The 18,103-nt window shown below is 41.5% G+C and carries 14 protein-coding genes; 12 read left to right on the top strand and 2 right to left on the bottom strand.

Annotated features, from left to right (window positions below):
* Positions 1–702 (top strand): hypothetical protein (locus AN944_RS21650; RefSeq protein ID WP_055026201.1); only part of this gene is annotated, 702 nt, incomplete at its 5' end.
* A 664-nt stretch (positions 703–1,366) separates the two neighbouring features.
* On the opposite strand, the gene fadJ is transcribed toward AN944_RS21650, so the two are convergent.
* Together fadJ and fadI are read right to left on the bottom strand one after the other, a co-directional pair.
* Positions 1,367–3,487, bottom strand: coding sequence for a fatty acid oxidation complex subunit alpha FadJ (gene fadJ, locus AN944_RS18900; RefSeq protein ID WP_055026200.1), 2,121 nt, complete (start codon positions 3,485–3,487; stop codon positions 1,367–1,369).
* 5 nt (positions 3,488–3,492) lie between these two features.
* On the bottom strand, positions 3,493–4,803 hold the full coding sequence (fadI, locus tag AN944_RS18895; protein WP_055026199.1) for an acetyl-CoA C-acyltransferase FadI: 1,311 nt from the start codon (positions 4,801–4,803) through the stop codon (positions 3,493–3,495).
* A 396-nt stretch (positions 4,804–5,199) separates the two neighbouring features.
* Here fadI and AN944_RS18890 point away from each other — a divergent pair, with 396 nt between their 5' ends.
* The 11 genes from AN944_RS18890 (at position 5,200) to AN944_RS18840 (ending at position 18,103) form a co-directional block, all read left to right on the top strand.
* Positions 5,200–6,156 (top strand): MoxR family ATPase, encoded by a 957-nt coding sequence (locus AN944_RS18890; RefSeq protein ID WP_055026198.1) that lies wholly within the window; start codon positions 5,200–5,202, stop codon positions 6,154–6,156.
* Between the two features lie 15 nt (positions 6,157–6,171).
* A complete protein-coding gene (locus tag AN944_RS18885) occupies positions 6,172–7,116 on the top strand; it encodes a DUF58 domain-containing protein (protein ID WP_055026197.1) in 945 nt (314 codons plus the stop codon).
* Entirely contained in the window at positions 7,117–7,662 is a 546-nt protein-coding gene (locus AN944_RS18880; RefSeq protein WP_082420061.1) for a DUF4381 domain-containing protein, read from the top strand.
* On the top strand, positions 7,650–8,642 hold the full coding sequence (locus AN944_RS18875; protein WP_055026196.1) for a VWA domain-containing protein: 993 nt from the start codon (positions 7,650–7,652) through the stop codon (positions 8,640–8,642). Before AN944_RS18880 ends, AN944_RS18875 begins: the two co-directional genes overlap by 13 nt.
* On the top strand, positions 8,642–10,645 hold the full coding sequence (locus AN944_RS18870; protein ID WP_055026195.1) for a VWA domain-containing protein: 2,004 nt from the start codon (positions 8,642–8,644) through the stop codon (positions 10,643–10,645). Before AN944_RS18875 ends, AN944_RS18870 begins: the two co-directional genes overlap by 1 nt.
* Positions 10,639–12,273 carry a BatD family protein gene (locus AN944_RS18865; RefSeq protein ID WP_055026194.1) on the top strand — a complete coding sequence of 545 codons (1,635 nt, stop codon included), beginning with the start codon at positions 10,639–10,641 and terminating at the stop codon, positions 12,271–12,273. Before AN944_RS18870 ends, AN944_RS18865 begins: the two co-directional genes overlap by 7 nt.
* A gap of 72 nt (positions 12,274–12,345) precedes the next feature.
* Entirely contained in the window at positions 12,346–12,909 is a 564-nt protein-coding gene (locus AN944_RS18860) for a sigma-70 family RNA polymerase sigma factor (protein ID WP_055026193.1), read from the top strand.
* Positions 12,902–13,606 carry a DUF3379 domain-containing protein gene (locus AN944_RS18855; protein WP_055026192.1) on the top strand — a complete coding sequence of 235 codons (705 nt, stop codon included), beginning with the start codon at positions 12,902–12,904 and terminating at the stop codon, positions 13,604–13,606. Before AN944_RS18860 ends, AN944_RS18855 begins: the two co-directional genes overlap by 8 nt.
* Positions 13,607–13,747: 141 nt before the next feature.
* On the top strand, positions 13,748–15,199 hold the full coding sequence (gene putP / locus AN944_RS18850; protein WP_055026191.1) for a sodium/proline symporter PutP: 1,452 nt from the start codon (positions 13,748–13,750) through the stop codon (positions 15,197–15,199).
* Between the two features lie 368 nt (positions 15,200–15,567).
* Complete coding sequence (locus tag AN944_RS18845; RefSeq protein WP_055026206.1) at positions 15,568–16,848, top strand: OmpP1/FadL family transporter; 1,281 nt, start codon at positions 15,568–15,570, stop codon at positions 16,846–16,848.
* A 178-nt stretch (positions 16,849–17,026) separates the two neighbouring features.
* Positions 17,027–18,103: an efflux RND transporter periplasmic adaptor subunit gene (locus AN944_RS18840; protein ID WP_055026190.1), complete on the top strand. Its 1,077-nt coding sequence runs from the start codon at positions 17,027–17,029 to the stop codon at positions 18,101–18,103.

Here is an 18,103-nt window from a genome sequence, read left to right as displayed (position 1 = left end):
TTACCAAACATCAAGTTTGTTGATACCCAAGTTGCTGGTCTACCAAACATCAAGTTTGTAGATACACAAGTTGCTGGTTTACCAAACATCAAGTTTGTTGATACCCAAGTTGCTGGTTTACCAAATATCAAGTTTGTTGATACACAAGTTGCTGGTCTACCAAACATCAAGTTTGTAGATACCCAAGTTGCTGGTTTACCAAACATCAAGTTTGTTGATACTCAAGTTGCTGGTCTACCAAACATCAAGTTTGTAGATACACAAGTCGCTGGCCTGCCAAACATCAAGTTTGTTGATACCCAAGTTGCTGGTCTACCAAACATCAAGTTTGTAGACACACAAGTCGCTGGCCTGCCAAACATCAAGTTTGTAGACACACAAGTCGCAGGCCTGCCAAACATCAAGTTTGTAGACACACAAGTCGCAGGCCTACCAAACATCAAGTTTACTGAAACACAAGTCGCTGGTCTGCCAAACATCAAGTTTACAGAGACTCAAGTCGCTGGTCTGCCAAACATCAAGTTTGTAGACACACAAGTCGCAGGCCTACCGAACATCAAGTTTGTAGACACACAAGTCGCAGGCCTACCGAACATCAAGTTTGTAGACACACAAGTCGCAGGCCTACCAAATATCAAGTTTACTGAAACACAAGTCGCTGGCCTGCCAAACATTAAGTTCAGCAACTCAAGCATCGCTTAGGAGATTCATTATGTTTAATTCTTTAAAGAAAGTACTTGGCATTGCGAAACCACAACGTAAAAGAGTTAAGTTGCCAGAAGGGCTAGAGCACTTAGAAGTGATTCCAGCAAAAGCTTGGTGGAGCTAATACTGCATTTAGCCACTTCATACAGACAATAAAAAAGGGAGCTTACGCTCCCTTTTTTTAGATCTACATCTATTTAAAATGAACGTTTATGTTCATTTGGGTTAGATATCTTCTTGGTTAATAAATACTTATGACTATTGAATAATGGATAAGCAAGCGGCCCCATAAGCATTCCAGCTACAGACCATCTTTTAACAGCCATCCCATTGACAAAAGCTTGATTACCCAGAAAATATCCTGATAAACACGAAATCAACAAGAGTAGAAATATCACTGAAACCTCAATAATTTATTCAGTTAACAACATTCCATTTTTTTTAATTCTTTATCAGCTATCTCACCCTGCCAATAACGGCGATATTATAACCAAGAACTAAGCTGTTAGCTATAAGAGTAGCAAATAAGACTATTATACTGGAAAGTAAAAAATAGACATATAGGCTATTTATTAGGCTAAAACATGCCACTTTAGAATGAAAAAGCGGCAATTTGTTGCCGCTTTGTTAATTTTAATCAACCATAAAGTATGACTTACTGCTAATAGAAAGTGCTGCCTGACTCAGCCATGTTGACCAACCTTTCACAAGGTTCGAATCTATCGCCATGTTGTTGTTGATACTGACGTAATTTTGACACTAAGTTAGCGATTCCCATACTGTCCATGTATTTAAATGGACCGCCTAAGAAAGGTGGGAACCCAATCCCGAAGATTGCGCCAATATCACCATCACGAGCACTGGCAATAATACCCTCATCTAAACAGCGAACGGCCTCATTGAGCATTTGGACCACGCAGCGCATGGCAATATCACTACCCGAACCAGTAGATTGATTATTGACACCAAGTACCTGATAAACGGACTCATCAACCAATTTAGCTTTAGACTTCTTATTACCATATTGATAAAAGCCCTTGCCATTTTTACGACCTTTTCGATCGTCTGCTAACAACTTGTCAAACGCATCTGGGGCTTTGAACCTTTCACCTAACTCTTGGGTTAAGATCGGCGCAATTTTAGCTCCAACATCTATTCCGACTTCATCTAATAATGTAATGGGTCCCACAGGGAAACCAAATTTTACGAGGGCTTTATCTAAACTTTCTACTTTTTCGCCAGACAATAAAACTTGAGCGGCTTCATTCATGTATAAAGCAAGAATACGGTTCACATAAAAACCTGCACCGTCTTGAACAACAATCGGGGTTTTGCCTTGCTTACGCGCAAATGCAACCGTAGTTGCAATCGTCTCTGGTGATGTCGTTTTATGGGCAATCACCTCGACCAGCGGCATTTTTTCAACAGGTGAAAAATAATGAAGACCAATCACGTTTTCAGGACGGGAAGCTGCCTCTGCAATCTGTCCAATCGGTAACGAAGACGTATTTGAAGCGAAAATAGTATTTTCATGACATTCACGCTCAACATCTTTTACCATTTGATGCTTAAGAGCTAAATCTTCAAAGACGGCTTCAACGACAATATCGGCATCCTTAACACCTTTATATTCAGTCGTTGTCGTCATCAATGCCATTAAATTATCTCTAACAGCTGGAGTCATATGACGACGCTTAACGCCTTTAGCCAATAATTTATAAGCATAAGCTAACGCGTTACTTAACCCTTTTTCATTAATGTCTTTCACACGTGCAGGGATTTTAGCTTTAGTCGTTGTCACAGAAGCAATACCGCCTCCCATCAAACCACCACCGATAACTAAGGCTTTATTAACCTTACGCGGCTCAGCTCCATCGGCACCTGTTTCTTTTTTCATTTCTGTCGTAGCAAAGAAAATGCTGCGAAGTGCTTCTGACTCTGATGACATGACTAATTCGGCAAAATGACTGGCTTCAACTTCAAGCCCTTTAATCATGCCTTTATTCATGCCTTGTTTAACACAGTCAATAATTTTGGCTGGCGCTGGGTAATTACCTTGGGTCTTTTTAAGGACTTGTTTTGCAGCTTGATCAAAAATGATATCGCGAGTTGCGCTTGTTGATTCAAGCACCTTATTTAATGCGCTTTTCTTAGCGACTTTTGCTGCTGACTTACCTTTTTTGGCCATTGCAATAGCAGTTTCTAATAAAATAGACTCAGGTACTACGTCATCAACCAATGCCATTTTAAGTGCTTGTTTAGGGCGAATTTGTTTGCCTGTTAGCATCATATCAAGTGCAGTGGTAATACCGACTTTTCTCGGTAAACGTTGTGTTCCCCCACCACCAGGCAGTAAACCAAGTTGCACTTCCGGCACACCCATGATGGTTTTTTTGTCATCAGTACAAACACGTAAATGACACGCTAACGCTAATTCTAAGCCGCCACCTAGACATGCACCATTGATAGCTGCTACGACAGGAATCGATAAATTTTCAAGCTCATTGAATACAACATGCCCTTGCTGAGACAGCTCTTTAGCAGCTGCAACGCTAGTGCATGCATCTAACATGCTGATATCTGCACCAGCAACAAATGAGTCAGCTTTACCCGAGATAACCACAAGCCCTTTCACACTGGCATCATGTTTGATTTCAGCTAGTATTTCACTGATTTCTGGACCAAATTCTGCTTTTAAGGTGTTCATGGTTTCACCAGGAACATCCATTGTTAACACTGCTATTCCGTCTTCGCGGCGAGATAAATTAAATGTCTTTTCCATCAGAATTACTCCACTTCTACAATCATTGCTGCGCCAAGACCACCAGCAGCACATGCTGTAGCCAAACCAGTACCACCGCCACGACGTTTAAGTTCACGACATACTTGGGTAATTAAACGTGTTCCAGTTGCTGCAAATGGATGTCCATAAGCAAGAGAACCACCTAATACATTAAACTTGCTCATATCAATCTCACCAATGGCGCGATTTCTACCTAGCTTTTCTTCCGCAAATTTCTTAGAACCAAACATTTGCATATTGGCTAATGTTTGTGCTGCAAATGCTTCATGCATTTCAATTAATGTTAAATCTTCTAACTCCATGCCAGCACGCTTTAGTGCTAATGGTGTTGCGTATGAAGGTCCCATCAACATGTCTTGCCACACATCAATTGCAGTAAATGCATAACTTTTAATATAACCGATAGGCTCGTAACCCAATGCTTTAGCACGGCCTTCGCTCATTAGAATAACGGCAGAAGCGCCGTCGGTTAATGGTGTACTGTTTGCAGCTGTTACAGAGCCGTATTTACGGTCAAAGGCTGGACGTAATTTGGCATAAGACTCTAATACTGAGTTTTCACGAATATTATTATCACGATCAATAAACTGCTTGTAAGGAGGAACATGGGCTGTCATTACCTCATCAGCAAGATTACCTGAATTCCATGTTTCAGTTGCAAGCGTATGAGAACGGTGTGCTAGCGCATCTTGATCAGCTCGGCTAATACCGTATGTTTTTGCCATTTGTTCAGCTGTTTGGCCCATTGATAACCCAGTTGAGTACTCAGCAACCGCCGGAGGTACTGGCATTAAGTCTTTTAAACCGAGTCGACGTGCAATGGCAAACTTTTGTTTAAAGGTACGTGCTTTATTTAAATCAACTAAGGCATGTGCCAGTTTTTTTGAAACGCCAATAGGTAAAACTGACGAGGAGTCTGCACCACCAGCAATACCGATTTCAACATTACCAGTCATAATCGATTCAGCAACATTGACCGCTGATTGAAAACTTGTGGCACAAGCTCTAGTCACACTGTACGCATCTGTTGAGACATCCATACCCGTTCCCAGTACAATCTCACGTGCAATATTTGGCGCTGCAGGCATTTGAACAACCTGACCATATACCAGTTGCTCAATTGTTTTAGGGTCAAGTTCTGAGCGAGACAGCAATTCATTAACCACCATTTTGCCCATATCCAGTGCTGATACACCGTGAAAAGCAGTTGCTTGCTTTGCAAACGGGGTTCGAAGACCCGCCACAATAGCGATACGCTCCCCACGAGCGTTGGTTACTTGTTGTCTATCACTCATTGTTCACCCTCTTTTAATTGTTTAGCCTTATCTGGCTTGTCAGTGAATACTTAAATTATGTCAGACAGATCTGGTCTGACCATAAAAGTGTGATCTGATTCTAACTTTTAATTGCGAAGTTTTAAACATCCGTATGAAAAATAGCAGTAATTATCATCAAAAGCACTGACTGAACCAATAAATAATCATTAATAATCATACGATTAAAATATAGAGCATTAACTTTAAAATATTCCAAAGTTCGCTTTATTTGCTCTTTCCCAATGAATAAATTCACAAAATATCACTCAGAATTAATTAAAAATGAAAATCTGTTAATGCTACTAGCCAAAGGCTAATGAAATTCATTAACATAGGTTTAATTAGATAAATTTCTGAAATTAATTGAGTATCATCATGCCTTTGAGTCGATTTCATTCTTTACGTGCCTATTTAGACAACGTCATTTTGGGACAACCTGTATTAACTGAAAACCTACTGATTGCATTGATTGCAGATGGACACTTATTAGTTGAGGGCCCGCCAGGTCTTGCAAAAACACGTGCAGTGAAAGCATTATGTGATGGCGTTGAAGGTGATTTCCACCGTATTCAGTTTACTCCGGACTTATTACCTGCAGATTTAACCGGTACCGATATTTACCGTGCGCAAACAGCCACATTTGAATTTGAAGCAGGGCCTATATTCCATAACCTCATTTTGGCTGACGAAATTAACCGTGCGCCAGCAAAAGTGCAATCGGCGTTACTTGAGGCAATGGCAGAAGGCCAAGTTACGGTGGGTAAAAACAGTTACCCCCTACCAAATTTGTTTTTAGTCATGGCAACGCAAAACCCACTTGAAAACGAAGGGACTTACCCACTTCCTGAAGCACAACTTGATCGCTTCTTGATGCATTTAAATCTGGATTATCCAAGTGCCGATACTGAGCGTGAAATTTTAAGACAATCGCGCAAAGAAGCGATTACTCAAACATTACCGACTATTGAGCCTGTCGCCCAGTCAGATGTATTTGCCGCACGCGATCAAGCCATGGAGCTTTATCTAGCAGAGCCGCTAGAAAGTTACATTGTTGAGATAATTATGGCGACACGCCAACCTGAGCGCTACAGTCCAGAGTTAGCTAAATGGTTAGAATATGGCGTCAGCCCTCGTGCTTCAATATCATTAGAGCGATGTGCTCGAGCTAGAGCGTGGCTACAAGAACGTGATTATGTCTCACCTGAGGATATCCAAGCAGTTGCTCCGAATGTGCTAAGACACCGTTTATTATTAAGTTATCAAGCACAAGCTGAAGGAATTAATGCAGATCATGTCATTAGCCATATTTTAAGCCAAGTGGCTGTACCTTAAACCCGGACTGCAAAGATGCCATTTGAACAAGCACAAGTTTCCCCGTTACCGTTATTCAGTAATGGGGTCAATTTGACCGAGCAAGAGCTATTCAGCTGTCAAAGCACAGCTCGTGCAATGCCCGATAAACGCAGCCGTGCTAAAGCAAGTCAAGCAGGACACAGAAGTAGCTTGATAAAAGGTCGCGGAATGGAGTTTGCTGAAGTTCGTCATTATCAAAATGGCGATGACGTCAGAACCATTGACTGGCGAGTAACGGCAAGGACAGGAAAAGCGCACACAAAACTTTTTGTAGAAGAACGTGAACGCCCTATTATTCTCTTCATTGACCTTAGTCATAGCTTGTTTTTTGGTTCACGCCTATTAATGCAATCAGTACAAGCTGCACATGTGGCAGCAACACTAGGTTGGAATGCGATTAATCATGGCGATCGACTAGGTGCATTCATAGCAAGTGAAACTGAACATCTCGAGCTCAAGCCTCGAAGCCGTCGACAAGGTATATTGCAGTTAACATCAGCCTTAATGAAGGTACATGGTAATCAGTTAAATCATTTTGATGAGCTACCCCATGATCCTCAACACATACTCCGTGCTTGCCAACGCTTGCAACGTATCGCTAAACCAGGCTCATTAGTATGGATTATTACCGATGGCCAACATTTTACTCAAGAATGTTTAGCCGCATTAACTGAACTCAAACGCCATTGCGATGTCGGAGCATTTGTCATTAGTGATCCATTAAGACAAGGCACGCTAGCACTTCCAAAGCGCTTTTCATTGCCAGTACGTGATGGAAAGCAGCAACTAACATTAACTCGTCATAGTTATGAGACTTGGCTTGAAAACCAACTTAAAAATCAACAACAATTTATTGATTTAATGAAGATGATTAAAGTACCCACACGATTTATTGACGCAGGGAAACGATTAAGTGACCAATTGGAAGTACTACGCTAAATGAATTCAGCTCAAGCAAATCCAGCTTTAATGCAATTAGAAGATATCGTGCTGCCTCAGCAAATTTCTCAATGGCCAATGGCGCCAGGTTATTGGATACTTGCCGCACTCGTCATCGGTATCACCATAGCAATGGTGGTTAAGCTTAAACGAGATAAACAGTACCATGCTCCAAGAAAAGCGGCTTTAGATGTATTAAACCAATTAGATATTGCCAGCCCACAGTATGCAACTGAAGTGAATAGCCTACTTAAACGAACAGCGATGAGTTATTTCCCACGACAAGATTTTGCCAAACTTGACGGCAACCACTGGTTTGCTTGGCTAGAACTACGCTTACCAAAACAGCATCACGGTCAAATTGGATTATTGCTCAATAAACGATACCAATCGCAAGGCTTATCCCAAGCAGAAACGAAGCAATTGCAACAGCTTGCTCATGTTTTTCTTGCCAAATCAGCCCGCTTAACAGCGTTTAACCCTAACGAATTACCGCCATCTATGGTAGCAAAGCAAAATGACAAGGAGGACTCATGTTCTCAATAACATGGCCTTGGTTGTTATTGCTTTTACCATTACCGTTTTTTATTAAATCTAAACAAGTTAGCAAGAATACTGGTGGTCATTTACAACTTCCAGGCATCAGTGAAGCTCAAATATCGGTATCTAGCACGCCTAAAAAACCTAATAGAAAAGCCTATTGGTTCATGTGGTTATGTTTAATTTGCGCATTAATTAGACCACAATGGCTCGGTGAGCCAATCGAGCTACCCTCTGAGGGGCGAGATGTCATGCTGGCAGTGGACTTATCTGGCAGTATGCAAATTGAAGATATGGTGATTAATGGTAAAACAGTCGATCGACTCACCTTAATTAAACATGTTATTGGTGACTTTATTGAACGCCGTAATGGCGATCGACTCGGTCTCATCCTGTTTGCCGATCATGCATACTTACAAGCGCCGCTGACTCAAGATAGACGCTCTGTTGCACAATTTCTCGCTGACAGCGAAATTGGCCTCGTGGGCAAACAAACTGCCATTGGCGAATCAATTGCTTTAGCTGTAAGACGTTTTGATATGGTCAACGATAGTAACCGTGTGTTAATTCTCCTCACCGATGGTTCAAATAATGCTGGCAACATCGAACCTGAAGTCGCAGCAAGAATAGCGGCAAAACGAAACGTTACCATCTATACCGTCGGTGTCGGTGCTGAAGTATTAGAGCGTCGCAGCATTTTTGGTACCGAACGAGTTAATCCTTCACTTGATTTAGATGAAGAACAACTACAAAACTTAGCTGACATGACCAACGGCCACTACTTCCGCGCAAGAAATAGTGAAGAGCTGGCTCAGATTTATCAAAAAATTGATGAACTAGAACCCGTAAGCCGCGATCAACTCACCTATCGCCCTAAAAGTGAATTATTTTATTGGCCATTACTATTCGCTATTTTAATGAGTGTCGTAATAAGTATTCGCAGCCAATTCTCATTTAGCAAAATATCATCACGAGGGGGCAAATAATGGAATTACACTTCATTCGTCCTGAGTGGTTACTATTACTTATCCCATTATTAGTGCTTGGGCTGCTCCTATGGCGTAGCCAAAAACAAAACCTAGCTTGGCAGCAATATATTGCGCCGCATTTGGCCAAAACACTGATTACAGAGGGTGCTCAGGTTAAAAAGCAGCCTAAGTGGGGATTAATTATCTGTTGGATAATTGCAGTCGTAGCACTTTCGGGGCCAGCTGTGAACAAACAGAGTTTACCTGTTTATAGTAATGAACAAGGCCGGGTATTAATCATGGATATGTCTTTATCCATGTATGCCACAGATCAAAAACCTAACCGTTTATCTCAAGCCAAATACCGTGCAACGGACTTTATCGGTAGTTTAACTGAAGGTGAAACAGGCTTAATCGCATTTGCTGGCGACGCATTTACCATTAGCCCGTTAACTCGTGATAATGCAACTTTACTCAATCTGCTTCCAACACTTTCTCCAGATATCATGCCAGTGAGAGGCTCAGATTTATCTTCTGCACTCGCGCTAGCACAGCAATTGCTAGCCCAGGGTGGGCATATCAGTGGCGATATTATTGTAATGACAGATGGGGTGAATCCTAGGCAATATGCCGATGCAGCTAATGCACTAGAAGGCAGTCGATATCGAGTTTCTGTGATGGCATTTGGTACTGCACAAGGTGCGGCTATTCAATTACCTGATGGTCAACTTTTACGAAATAATAGCGGTGACGTGGTTATCGACAAAACTGACTTTTCATTACTGGAAAAACTCGCTAAACCTAGTGGTGGGATTATGATCCCGGCGACTGCAGATGGACGTTCGTTAACTCAGTTGCAAGATTGGTTAGCTAATGACGGCGATGCCAAAGCCACTGAGTTAGAAGGTGAAGCTTGGCAAGATTTAGGACCTTATATTGCATTATTGTTGCTTATCCCTGTGTTATTAAGCTTTAGGTTTACCCTATTACCCATTATGTCGTTTTTCACATTAGGTATGATGCTGCAACCGGCGCCAGCACAAGCTAATACTTGGGATAATTTATGGAAAACCTCTGATCAACAAGCTAGCGAGCAATTTATGCAAGCGCAATCTGCAGAAGATTTTGCCCAAGCCGCTAAAAAGTTTAATCAGCCTCAATGGCAAGCCAGTGCCCAATATAAAGCTGGGGATTATGAAAACGCCCTCGCAGGGTTTGAGCAAGATAGCACAGCACAGGGGCTATATAATCAAGGCAATAGCCTGATGCAACTCAATCAACTAGATGAAGCTATTGCGCGCTATCAAAAAGCATTGACACAACAACCGGACTTCCCACAAGCGCAGAAAAACCTGCAAATTGCTGAGCAAATGAAACAGCAGCAAGAGCAGCAAAATAGTAATAATGAAAATAATGATGACAGCCAGTCTGACAATAAATCAGATGGTTCTGATGCTAATAATCAACAGAATCAATCCAAAGATTCTGAACAAAATCAGAGCGATGATAGTCAATCAAATGACCAATCACAGCAGAACTCAGACGACAGCGCATCAAAAGACCAGTCTTCACAAAAGCAGTCCCAAAATGAGCAAGATGGCCAAGATGCCAATTCATCTGAATCAGATCAGGCTCAATCAGACAACGCCCAAGAACAAGAAGATGCACAAAGCAATGCTACTGAGGATCCCAAACAGTCTGCGAATAATGATGCAAAAATGGAGGCTAAATCGCCATCAGAGCCAGAACCGACTTCAGAAGATGCGTCAAATGAATCCACAAATAACGCTTCACAGCAAACGTCAACCACAACAGAACCTGAGCCTACTGATGATTCACCTAGTCAAGCTCAATCTGTTGCAGCCAGTGAGCTTACAGAAGAACCGTTACCAGCAGATTTAGAGAGAGCATTGCGTGCCGTTAGTGAAGATCCGCAAGTGCTTATCAGAAATAAAATGCTATTAGAATATCAAAAGCGTCGCCAAAGCGGCCAATTGCCTAAGGATACACAACAGTGGTAAACAGAATCGTTTTCGCCCTTCTTACTATTCTTTTTACGGGGCAAGTTTTTGCAGTCAGTCAAATTCAAGCAACAGTTGATAGAAACCCTGTCATGCAGGGTGAATATTTTGTTTTAAATGTCACTGCTGATGCTGATTTAAACGCAGGGTCATTAGATACGTCTGTGTTACTAAAAGACTTTGTTGTCGGCCGAACAAGCGTTGGCCGCAGTACAAAGATGGTTAATTTTGACACAACAAAAGAAACCCGCTGGCAAGTGTTATTGTCGGCTAAAAATGCAGGCACTGTGACCATTCCGCCATTTACAATGGAAGGTGTAAAATCTAATCCCATTACGTTAACCGTCGCCAAAGCGGGCAGCCAACCGCAACAAATGCGTAATTTGTTTATTGAAGGCGAATTAAGTACACAAGAAGCCTATGTTGGTCAACTTGTGACATACCAAGTAAAACTATTTTTAGCCGCTGAACTTCAACGAGGCGTCATCAGCTCACCTGAAATATCTGGCGCTGAAATAAAACAAATCGGTGAAGATAAAGATTCAGTTGAAATTGTTGATGGACGTCGATTTCGAGTTATCGAACGTACTTACTCAATCATTGCTGACACACCTGGTACTTTGGCTATAAAAGGTGCAGGGTTTTCAGGAGATATTTTAGTTGAAGCTCCAAGGCGTGGCGGGATGTTTGGTTTTAATGAAAGCCGCCCAATGCAAGCGAGTGCAGAAAACACTCAAATTGTCATTAACCCTATTCCTCAGCAATATCAAGGTGACTGGTTAGTCAGTGATTTATTAATTGCTAAAGAAGTATGGCCAGAAGAAAATGATAATAATGCGTTTGAAATTGGAACTCCAATCACCAGAACCATTAATATTGTCGCCTCTAATGCTGACAGTAACAGCTTACCAGATATAAAAATTACGATGCCTGAAGGCTTGAAAGCCTACCCAGAAAAACCAGTCAGACAAACCATTGTGCGTGAGAATCAAGTCATAGCTCAATACAGTTTAACCACTGCAATAGTGCCAACCCAACCTGGTACTTTTACCTTGCCTGAAATTTCAGTGCCGTGGTGGAATCCACACTTACGTCAGCAGCAGTATGCCACTATCCCCGCAAGAACTGTCACCATCACAGGTTCAGCCCCTATCAACCCTGTTCAACCTACAGTGGCAGAACAGCCACAAACGACCTCCTCAACAGCAGGATTATGGCCTTGGTTAACCTTGTTATTTGCGACACTATGGCTAATAACCTTGGCGCTTTGGTTAACAGCCAGACGTCAAAAGCCGTCCCAAATAGCCGATATCACCTCAGCACAAAGCGCTGTAAAAGCGGCAATTAGTTTACAAGATATAGAAGATGCTTGTGATAATAATGATGTATCGAAAGTGATTGCTTTACTACAAAAATGGTATGGTTCTCAGTTCAATAAACCGATAAATTTATCTGCTATAGCAAAATTATCGCCTGAGTTATCAGCGGCAATTGAACAATTGCAACAAGCCAAATATAGCCAAAACAGTGTCGTGATAGATAAACAGAAACTGATTAATGCGATAAAGCAAACTCAGTTAAATCAAACACAAAGCGATGTTTCACCTTTAAGTAGCTTGAACCCATAGCAGTAAATAAGCTTGCTATTCACAGCCAACCTTTTAAGCTATCGAACATAATATTTAACAATAAGTCATAAAATGTTCGATAGCTTGCGAAATAAAAAGTCCGAACCCACGGTCTTATCTGACATGCTAACTAAACAGCGACGATACGACAGCCTCGTCAGGGCACTTCATACTGATATCTACCGATATGCCTATTGGTTAATCGGCGATAAACATGTAGCTGAAGACGTCACTCAAGAAACGTTTCTACGCGCTTGGCGTGCTTTAGACTCTTTAAAGGATGATAAGGCGGCTAAAGCTTGGCTCATTACGATTTTACGCCGTGAAAATGCTCGCCGCTTTGAACGCAAGCAGTTTGATTACAGTGACGTAGAACAAGAGTTGCTAGAAGATGAAAAGTCTTCCACAACCGAAGAGCAGACCGAACAATATTGGTTACGCAAGCAAATAGGTCAATTAGAGGTTGAGTATCGAGAGCCACTATTACTGCAACTTATCGGTGGATTTAGTGGTGAAGAGATTGCTGATTTATTAGAGCTCAATAGAAACACTGTTATGACGCGATTATTTCGCGCCCGGAATCAATTAAAAGACGCCTTAGAGTCTCCTGAAGTTAGAGGTCAATCAAATGGATGATCTAAAATTTCGTCGCCATGCCTATGGTGACCCAAATAGCCAAGATGAAGAATTTTTGGCCCAGATTGAAGCGTCTGAGTCTGATGCCAAACTCGTCAACGACTTGAAAGCATTAGACAGTAAGCTTACCAGCGCACTGAACATCGATGTGCCTGATGATCTGGCAGAGAAACTGATTTTACGCCAACAATTGGGTAAACATCAGCAACAGAAAAAGCAAACACGTTATTTAATGGCGATGGCAGCATCCGTTGCGCTCGTCATTGGCTTAAGTGTTAGCATGCTTAGATTTACGCCTGTTGCCTTAGCGGAACATGCATTAGAGCATGTATACCATGAGCCTAAAGCATTATCAGTAGATCAAAATGTCGGCTTTGAAGACGTTAATTTTAAACTGGCAGGTATTAGCGGTTTAGAGAATGCGAAATTTATCCAACAACCAGGTAAAGTGTATTACACCTCTTACTGTGACTTCCAAGGCGTTAAAAGCTTACATTTAGTCATGGAAGGCGAACAAGGTAAGGTGACACTTTTCATTGTCCCCGCTGAAAATCGTATGGTTACGGAAGAATCGTTCGCTGACAAAAACTATCAAGGTTTAGGTTTTCAAACTGCAGACACCTTCATGTTACTCGTTGGTGAACAGGATGCTGACTTGCAATTTGTGAAAAATGAAATCGAGCAAACTTTCATTTAATATTCACTCTTTTAAGTAACAAAACGGCTAGTGAATTTTCACTAGCCGGTCAATAACTCTTCACACTTCCTTTCAAAATTGTGCACTAGGTCAAACATCTGTTAGCATGTCGCACAATAATCAGAACAATACGGAAGTAGCATGGCAATTGAAGCTCCAATCCTCATTACCTTTATTGGTTATCTCGCCCTTATGATGGGCATAGGCTATTGGGCCTACCGCAAAACAGACACCGTTGACGATTATATTCTGGGCGGCCGAAAAATGGGTCCAGCAGTGACAGCATTAAGTGTCGGTGCATCAGATATGTCAGGCTGGTTGTTATTAGGTTTACCTGGAGCTGTTTATTTAGGTGGCTTAGGTGAAGCCTGGATTGGCATTGGTTTAGTTTTCGGTGCTTGGTTAAATTGGCTATTCGTCGCTCGACGTCTTCGTATCTATACTCAAGCAGCTGATAATGCACTTACCCTACCCGACTTTTTTGAAAAACGCTTTGAAGATAAAAAAGGCATTTTGAAATTAGTCTCTGCGTTTACTATCTTAATATTTTTCACCTTCTATACATCTTCAGGCATGGTCGGTGGTGCCATTTTATTTGAACAAATATTTGGCCTTGATTACACCATCGCCTTAATGATTGGTTCGATTATTATCGTGGCCTACACGTTTGTTGGTGGTTTTTTTGCTGTAAGTTGGACTGATTTTTTCCAGGGTTGTTTAATGTTACTTGCATTATTAATTGTCCCTGTCGCCATTTTCAGCAAACCAGATACACAAGTCGCATTAGAAACCTTAGACCCTAAAATGCTGTCGCTGCTACACAGCAACATGACCACTATAGGTTTAGTGTCATTGCTTGCGTGGGGCTTAGGTTACTTTGGTCAGCCACATATTCTGTCACGCTTTATGGCCATTGGTAGCCCTGATGACATTCCTTTGTCACGCCGAATCGCCATGAGTTGGATGCTAGTAGCATTAGTTGGTGCGTTAGCGACTGGTATTGCTGGCACTATCTATTTTGCTGATGCCCCTTTAGCTAATTCAGAAACCGTATTTATCCATTTAGCACAAGTGGCATTCAACCCTTGGATTGGTGGTATTTTAATTGCGGCAATTCTGTCAGCCATTATGAGTACTATCGATTCTCAATTACTTGTATGCTCAAGTGTTATTACAGAAGACTTCTATCGCAAATGGTTACGCCCCGAAGCATCGGATAAGGAGCTCATGTTAGTTGGTCGTTTTGGCGTTCTTGCCATTGCAATAATTGCTATCGTCATCGCCTTAAATCCTGACAGTAAAGTTCTCGATTTAGTCAGTTATGCTTGGGCTGGTTTCGGTGCGGCATTTGGACCGGTCGTATTGCTAGCATTATTCTGGAAAGGCTATAGCCGAAATGGTGCAATTGCGACAATCGTAGTCGGTGCGTTAACTGTTGTGATATGGAAGCAACTGTCAGGCGGATTGTTCGATTTATATGAAATTCTACCTGGATTCTTATTTGCTAGCATCGCTGGCTTTGTATTCAGTAAGTTGTCGCCTCCAACCGACAACATTAAGACTCAATTCGATAATTTCAAAGCTTCTCTTTAATCTTCAATAGACTCAATTATTGTGAGTTTTCAATAATTGGGTCTTTCAGCGTACATCTGTACCATTTTTTTAAAAATAATCTTGCTGCCCACTTGTTGCAAAATTAACCAGCTAGCAACATTTTAATTTATCAATAAAATCATAGAACCCATACAGTTCAGGCGCTATAGAGTATTTACTCAAATTCTATGAAATACTCGACTATGCACAATTAACCTAAAGTTAACAATAACTAGCAACTGGTCGGAGTTGCAGGGATGACAACTGTTACCTAATATGCCCGCATTATTAAAGTTGGTGTTAATTGGGGACTTAAACGGCAGCGTTTAGGAAATTAATAAACTGACGTACAACGATGAGAAAAAATGATGACTAAATTCAACAAGACCTTGCTTGCGATGGCAGTGACATTAGCTAGCACACAAACCATGGCAGCTGGATTCCAACTTAATAGCCAATCAGCTACAGGTATTGGCCGTGCAATGGCTGGTGATGCAATCATTGCAGATAATGCATCAGTTTTAGCACGTAACCCGGCAGCAATGGCATTGTTTGATGAAACAGCAATTTCTGTAGGCATGACCTATGCTGACATCAATGTTGAAGTTAGCGACGTTCAATATGACACTATACTCGGTGGCACGAACCACTTAGGTAGCTTAGATAATGCTGCTGAAAATAAAGTTATCCCTAACTTTTACTACATCAATCCAGTAAATGACAAAATCGCTTTCGGTTTTGCCGCATTCAGCAACTACGGTACAGGCACGGATCTTGGTGAGTTAAATAATAACCAAGACTTCAACACCCCTATTGATTTGTTAGGTAACACCGAAGTTGTCACTATCAACTTAAATGCAAGCATGTCATACCGTATCAACGATTCTTTAAGCTTAGGTTTAGGTTTAGATATCATCCAAGGTTCTGGTACGTTAACCCGTTCAGGTGATTTAACTCTGGCTCCAGGAATGGATCCTATTGCTTTAAACCTTGTTGATGTAGATGCTGATGGCTGGGCTGTAGGTGGCATCATTGGTTTAGCTTACGAAATTAATGAAAACCACAGATTTGGCTTTAGCTACCGTTTCAGCCCTGAGATGAAAGCTTCTGGTGACATCTCTTACAATGCGAACCCACTAACACCTGCTGAAAATTTTGATGAAATTGAAATCCCAATGGCTGACATTGCTCAGTTCGCTGGTTTCCATCAGTTAACTGAAAAATTTGCTGTTCACTATACAGCGCAATGGACTCAATGGAGCACATTCGACCACATCGGTTTAGTCGATGGTGATGCAGGCTCAAGTGAAGCAATCTTAAAAGAATACAATTGGAAAGACTCGTGGTTCTTAAGCTTTGGTGCAACTTACGATATCAATGAGAATTGGACAGTAAGAGCGGGTATCGCAAATGACCAAGGGGTAGTGGGCGAAGTATCATCATTATCAATTCCTGATTCAGATCGTATCTGGTATTCAGCTGGTTTTACTTACAACATCAACCAAAACTCTAGCCTAGACTTTGGTTACACCTTAGTTGACGGTGAGAAAGTTCATGTTCTTGAGCAAAGTGCATTAGTTGGACAGGTCAGTGCTTATACTGAATCAGGTGCTAACTACTTCTCTTTGCAATACAACTACAACTTCTAAATTTAACGATTCAATCGTTCACATGAATGCGATGAAAACGCCTAAGTTTACTTAGGCGTTTTTTTTACGTTTAATTTGTAACATTGATACCTTCCATTAGATTTTTCTCATAAAGTAATTGCCACAGCATAAAAAGTCCATTAGAATTTTCTTATGGATAATTATTAACGGTGTCATCATGCTTTTAAAATGGGTTTTATTTATTGGGCTATTTATAGGTAACGCTTCACTGTCCCCAGCGCAAGCGAGCGACGATATCCGTTCAGAGCGCCATCCTAATCAATCCAGCATGCAGACATTAACAATAAGAACTGTTGAACAGGCTCAGCAGCTCTATTTTGATGGTCAAATTGAAGCGGTAAAAGCCGCAACAGTATCAGCTCAAACGGCGGGACGAATACTTGCGCTTCATTACGATATTAACGATTTAGTGCCTGCGGGTTCACCATTATTAGAAATCACCAGTAAAGAACAAGGCGCGAGTTTTGCTGCTGCTGAAGCTGAATTAGCAAGAGCGGAAGCTAAAAACATTGAAGCACAAGCCCAGTTCACTCGTTATCAGGCCCTTTTCCCCAAAGGAGCCATATCTAAAGGCGCAATGGATGAAGCCACCGCCAATGCTACTGCCAGCTTTCAAGCAGTTTCCGCAGCAAAAGCTCAATTAATTACCGCCAAAGAAACCTTAAATTACACCACTGTGAGCGCGCCATTTAGTGGACGAGTAACACAACGCTTTGTCGAGCAAGGCGAAACCGTTACTGTTGGTCAGCCACTTTATGCAGGCTACGCTATCGACGATATGCGCGCAGTATTTCAGCTTCCGCAGCAATATCAATCATATGTCACAACTGATACTAAGGTTACTATCGAGCTAGCTTCAGGCGTTATCATTCAATCAAGTGATATTATTCCATTCTCATTTTTGCAGTCGCCAAGTCAAACCTACCAGATCAGAGTAAATTTACCTGTTAGAGAAACAGAATACACAGCGGGTGAATGGGTAAAAATCGCGATTTCAGGCAAAAAGCAACCACACATTGTCGTTCCAGAATCGGCCATCTTTAGACGGGGTGACTACACTGCAGTCTTTATAAAGCAAGCTGACAACTTTGTGCAGACTCAAGTCAGGGTCAGAACTATGGCTAATAGTAGCGATAACCCAAGCGTAATTATTGATGCTGGATTGATGGATGGCGATATTATTCTTGCTCAAGCAAGCCAGTTCATACTCCAGTCTACCAACAACGATAAATAA

It is taken from the genome of Shewanella sp. P1-14-1 (genome assembly GCF_001401775.1).
GTDB classification, from domain to species: Bacteria; Pseudomonadota; Gammaproteobacteria; order Enterobacterales; family Shewanellaceae; genus Shewanella; species Shewanella japonica.
The sequence above is the reverse complement of the archived record's forward strand: the minus strand, read 5'-3'. Positions and strand labels throughout refer to the sequence as shown.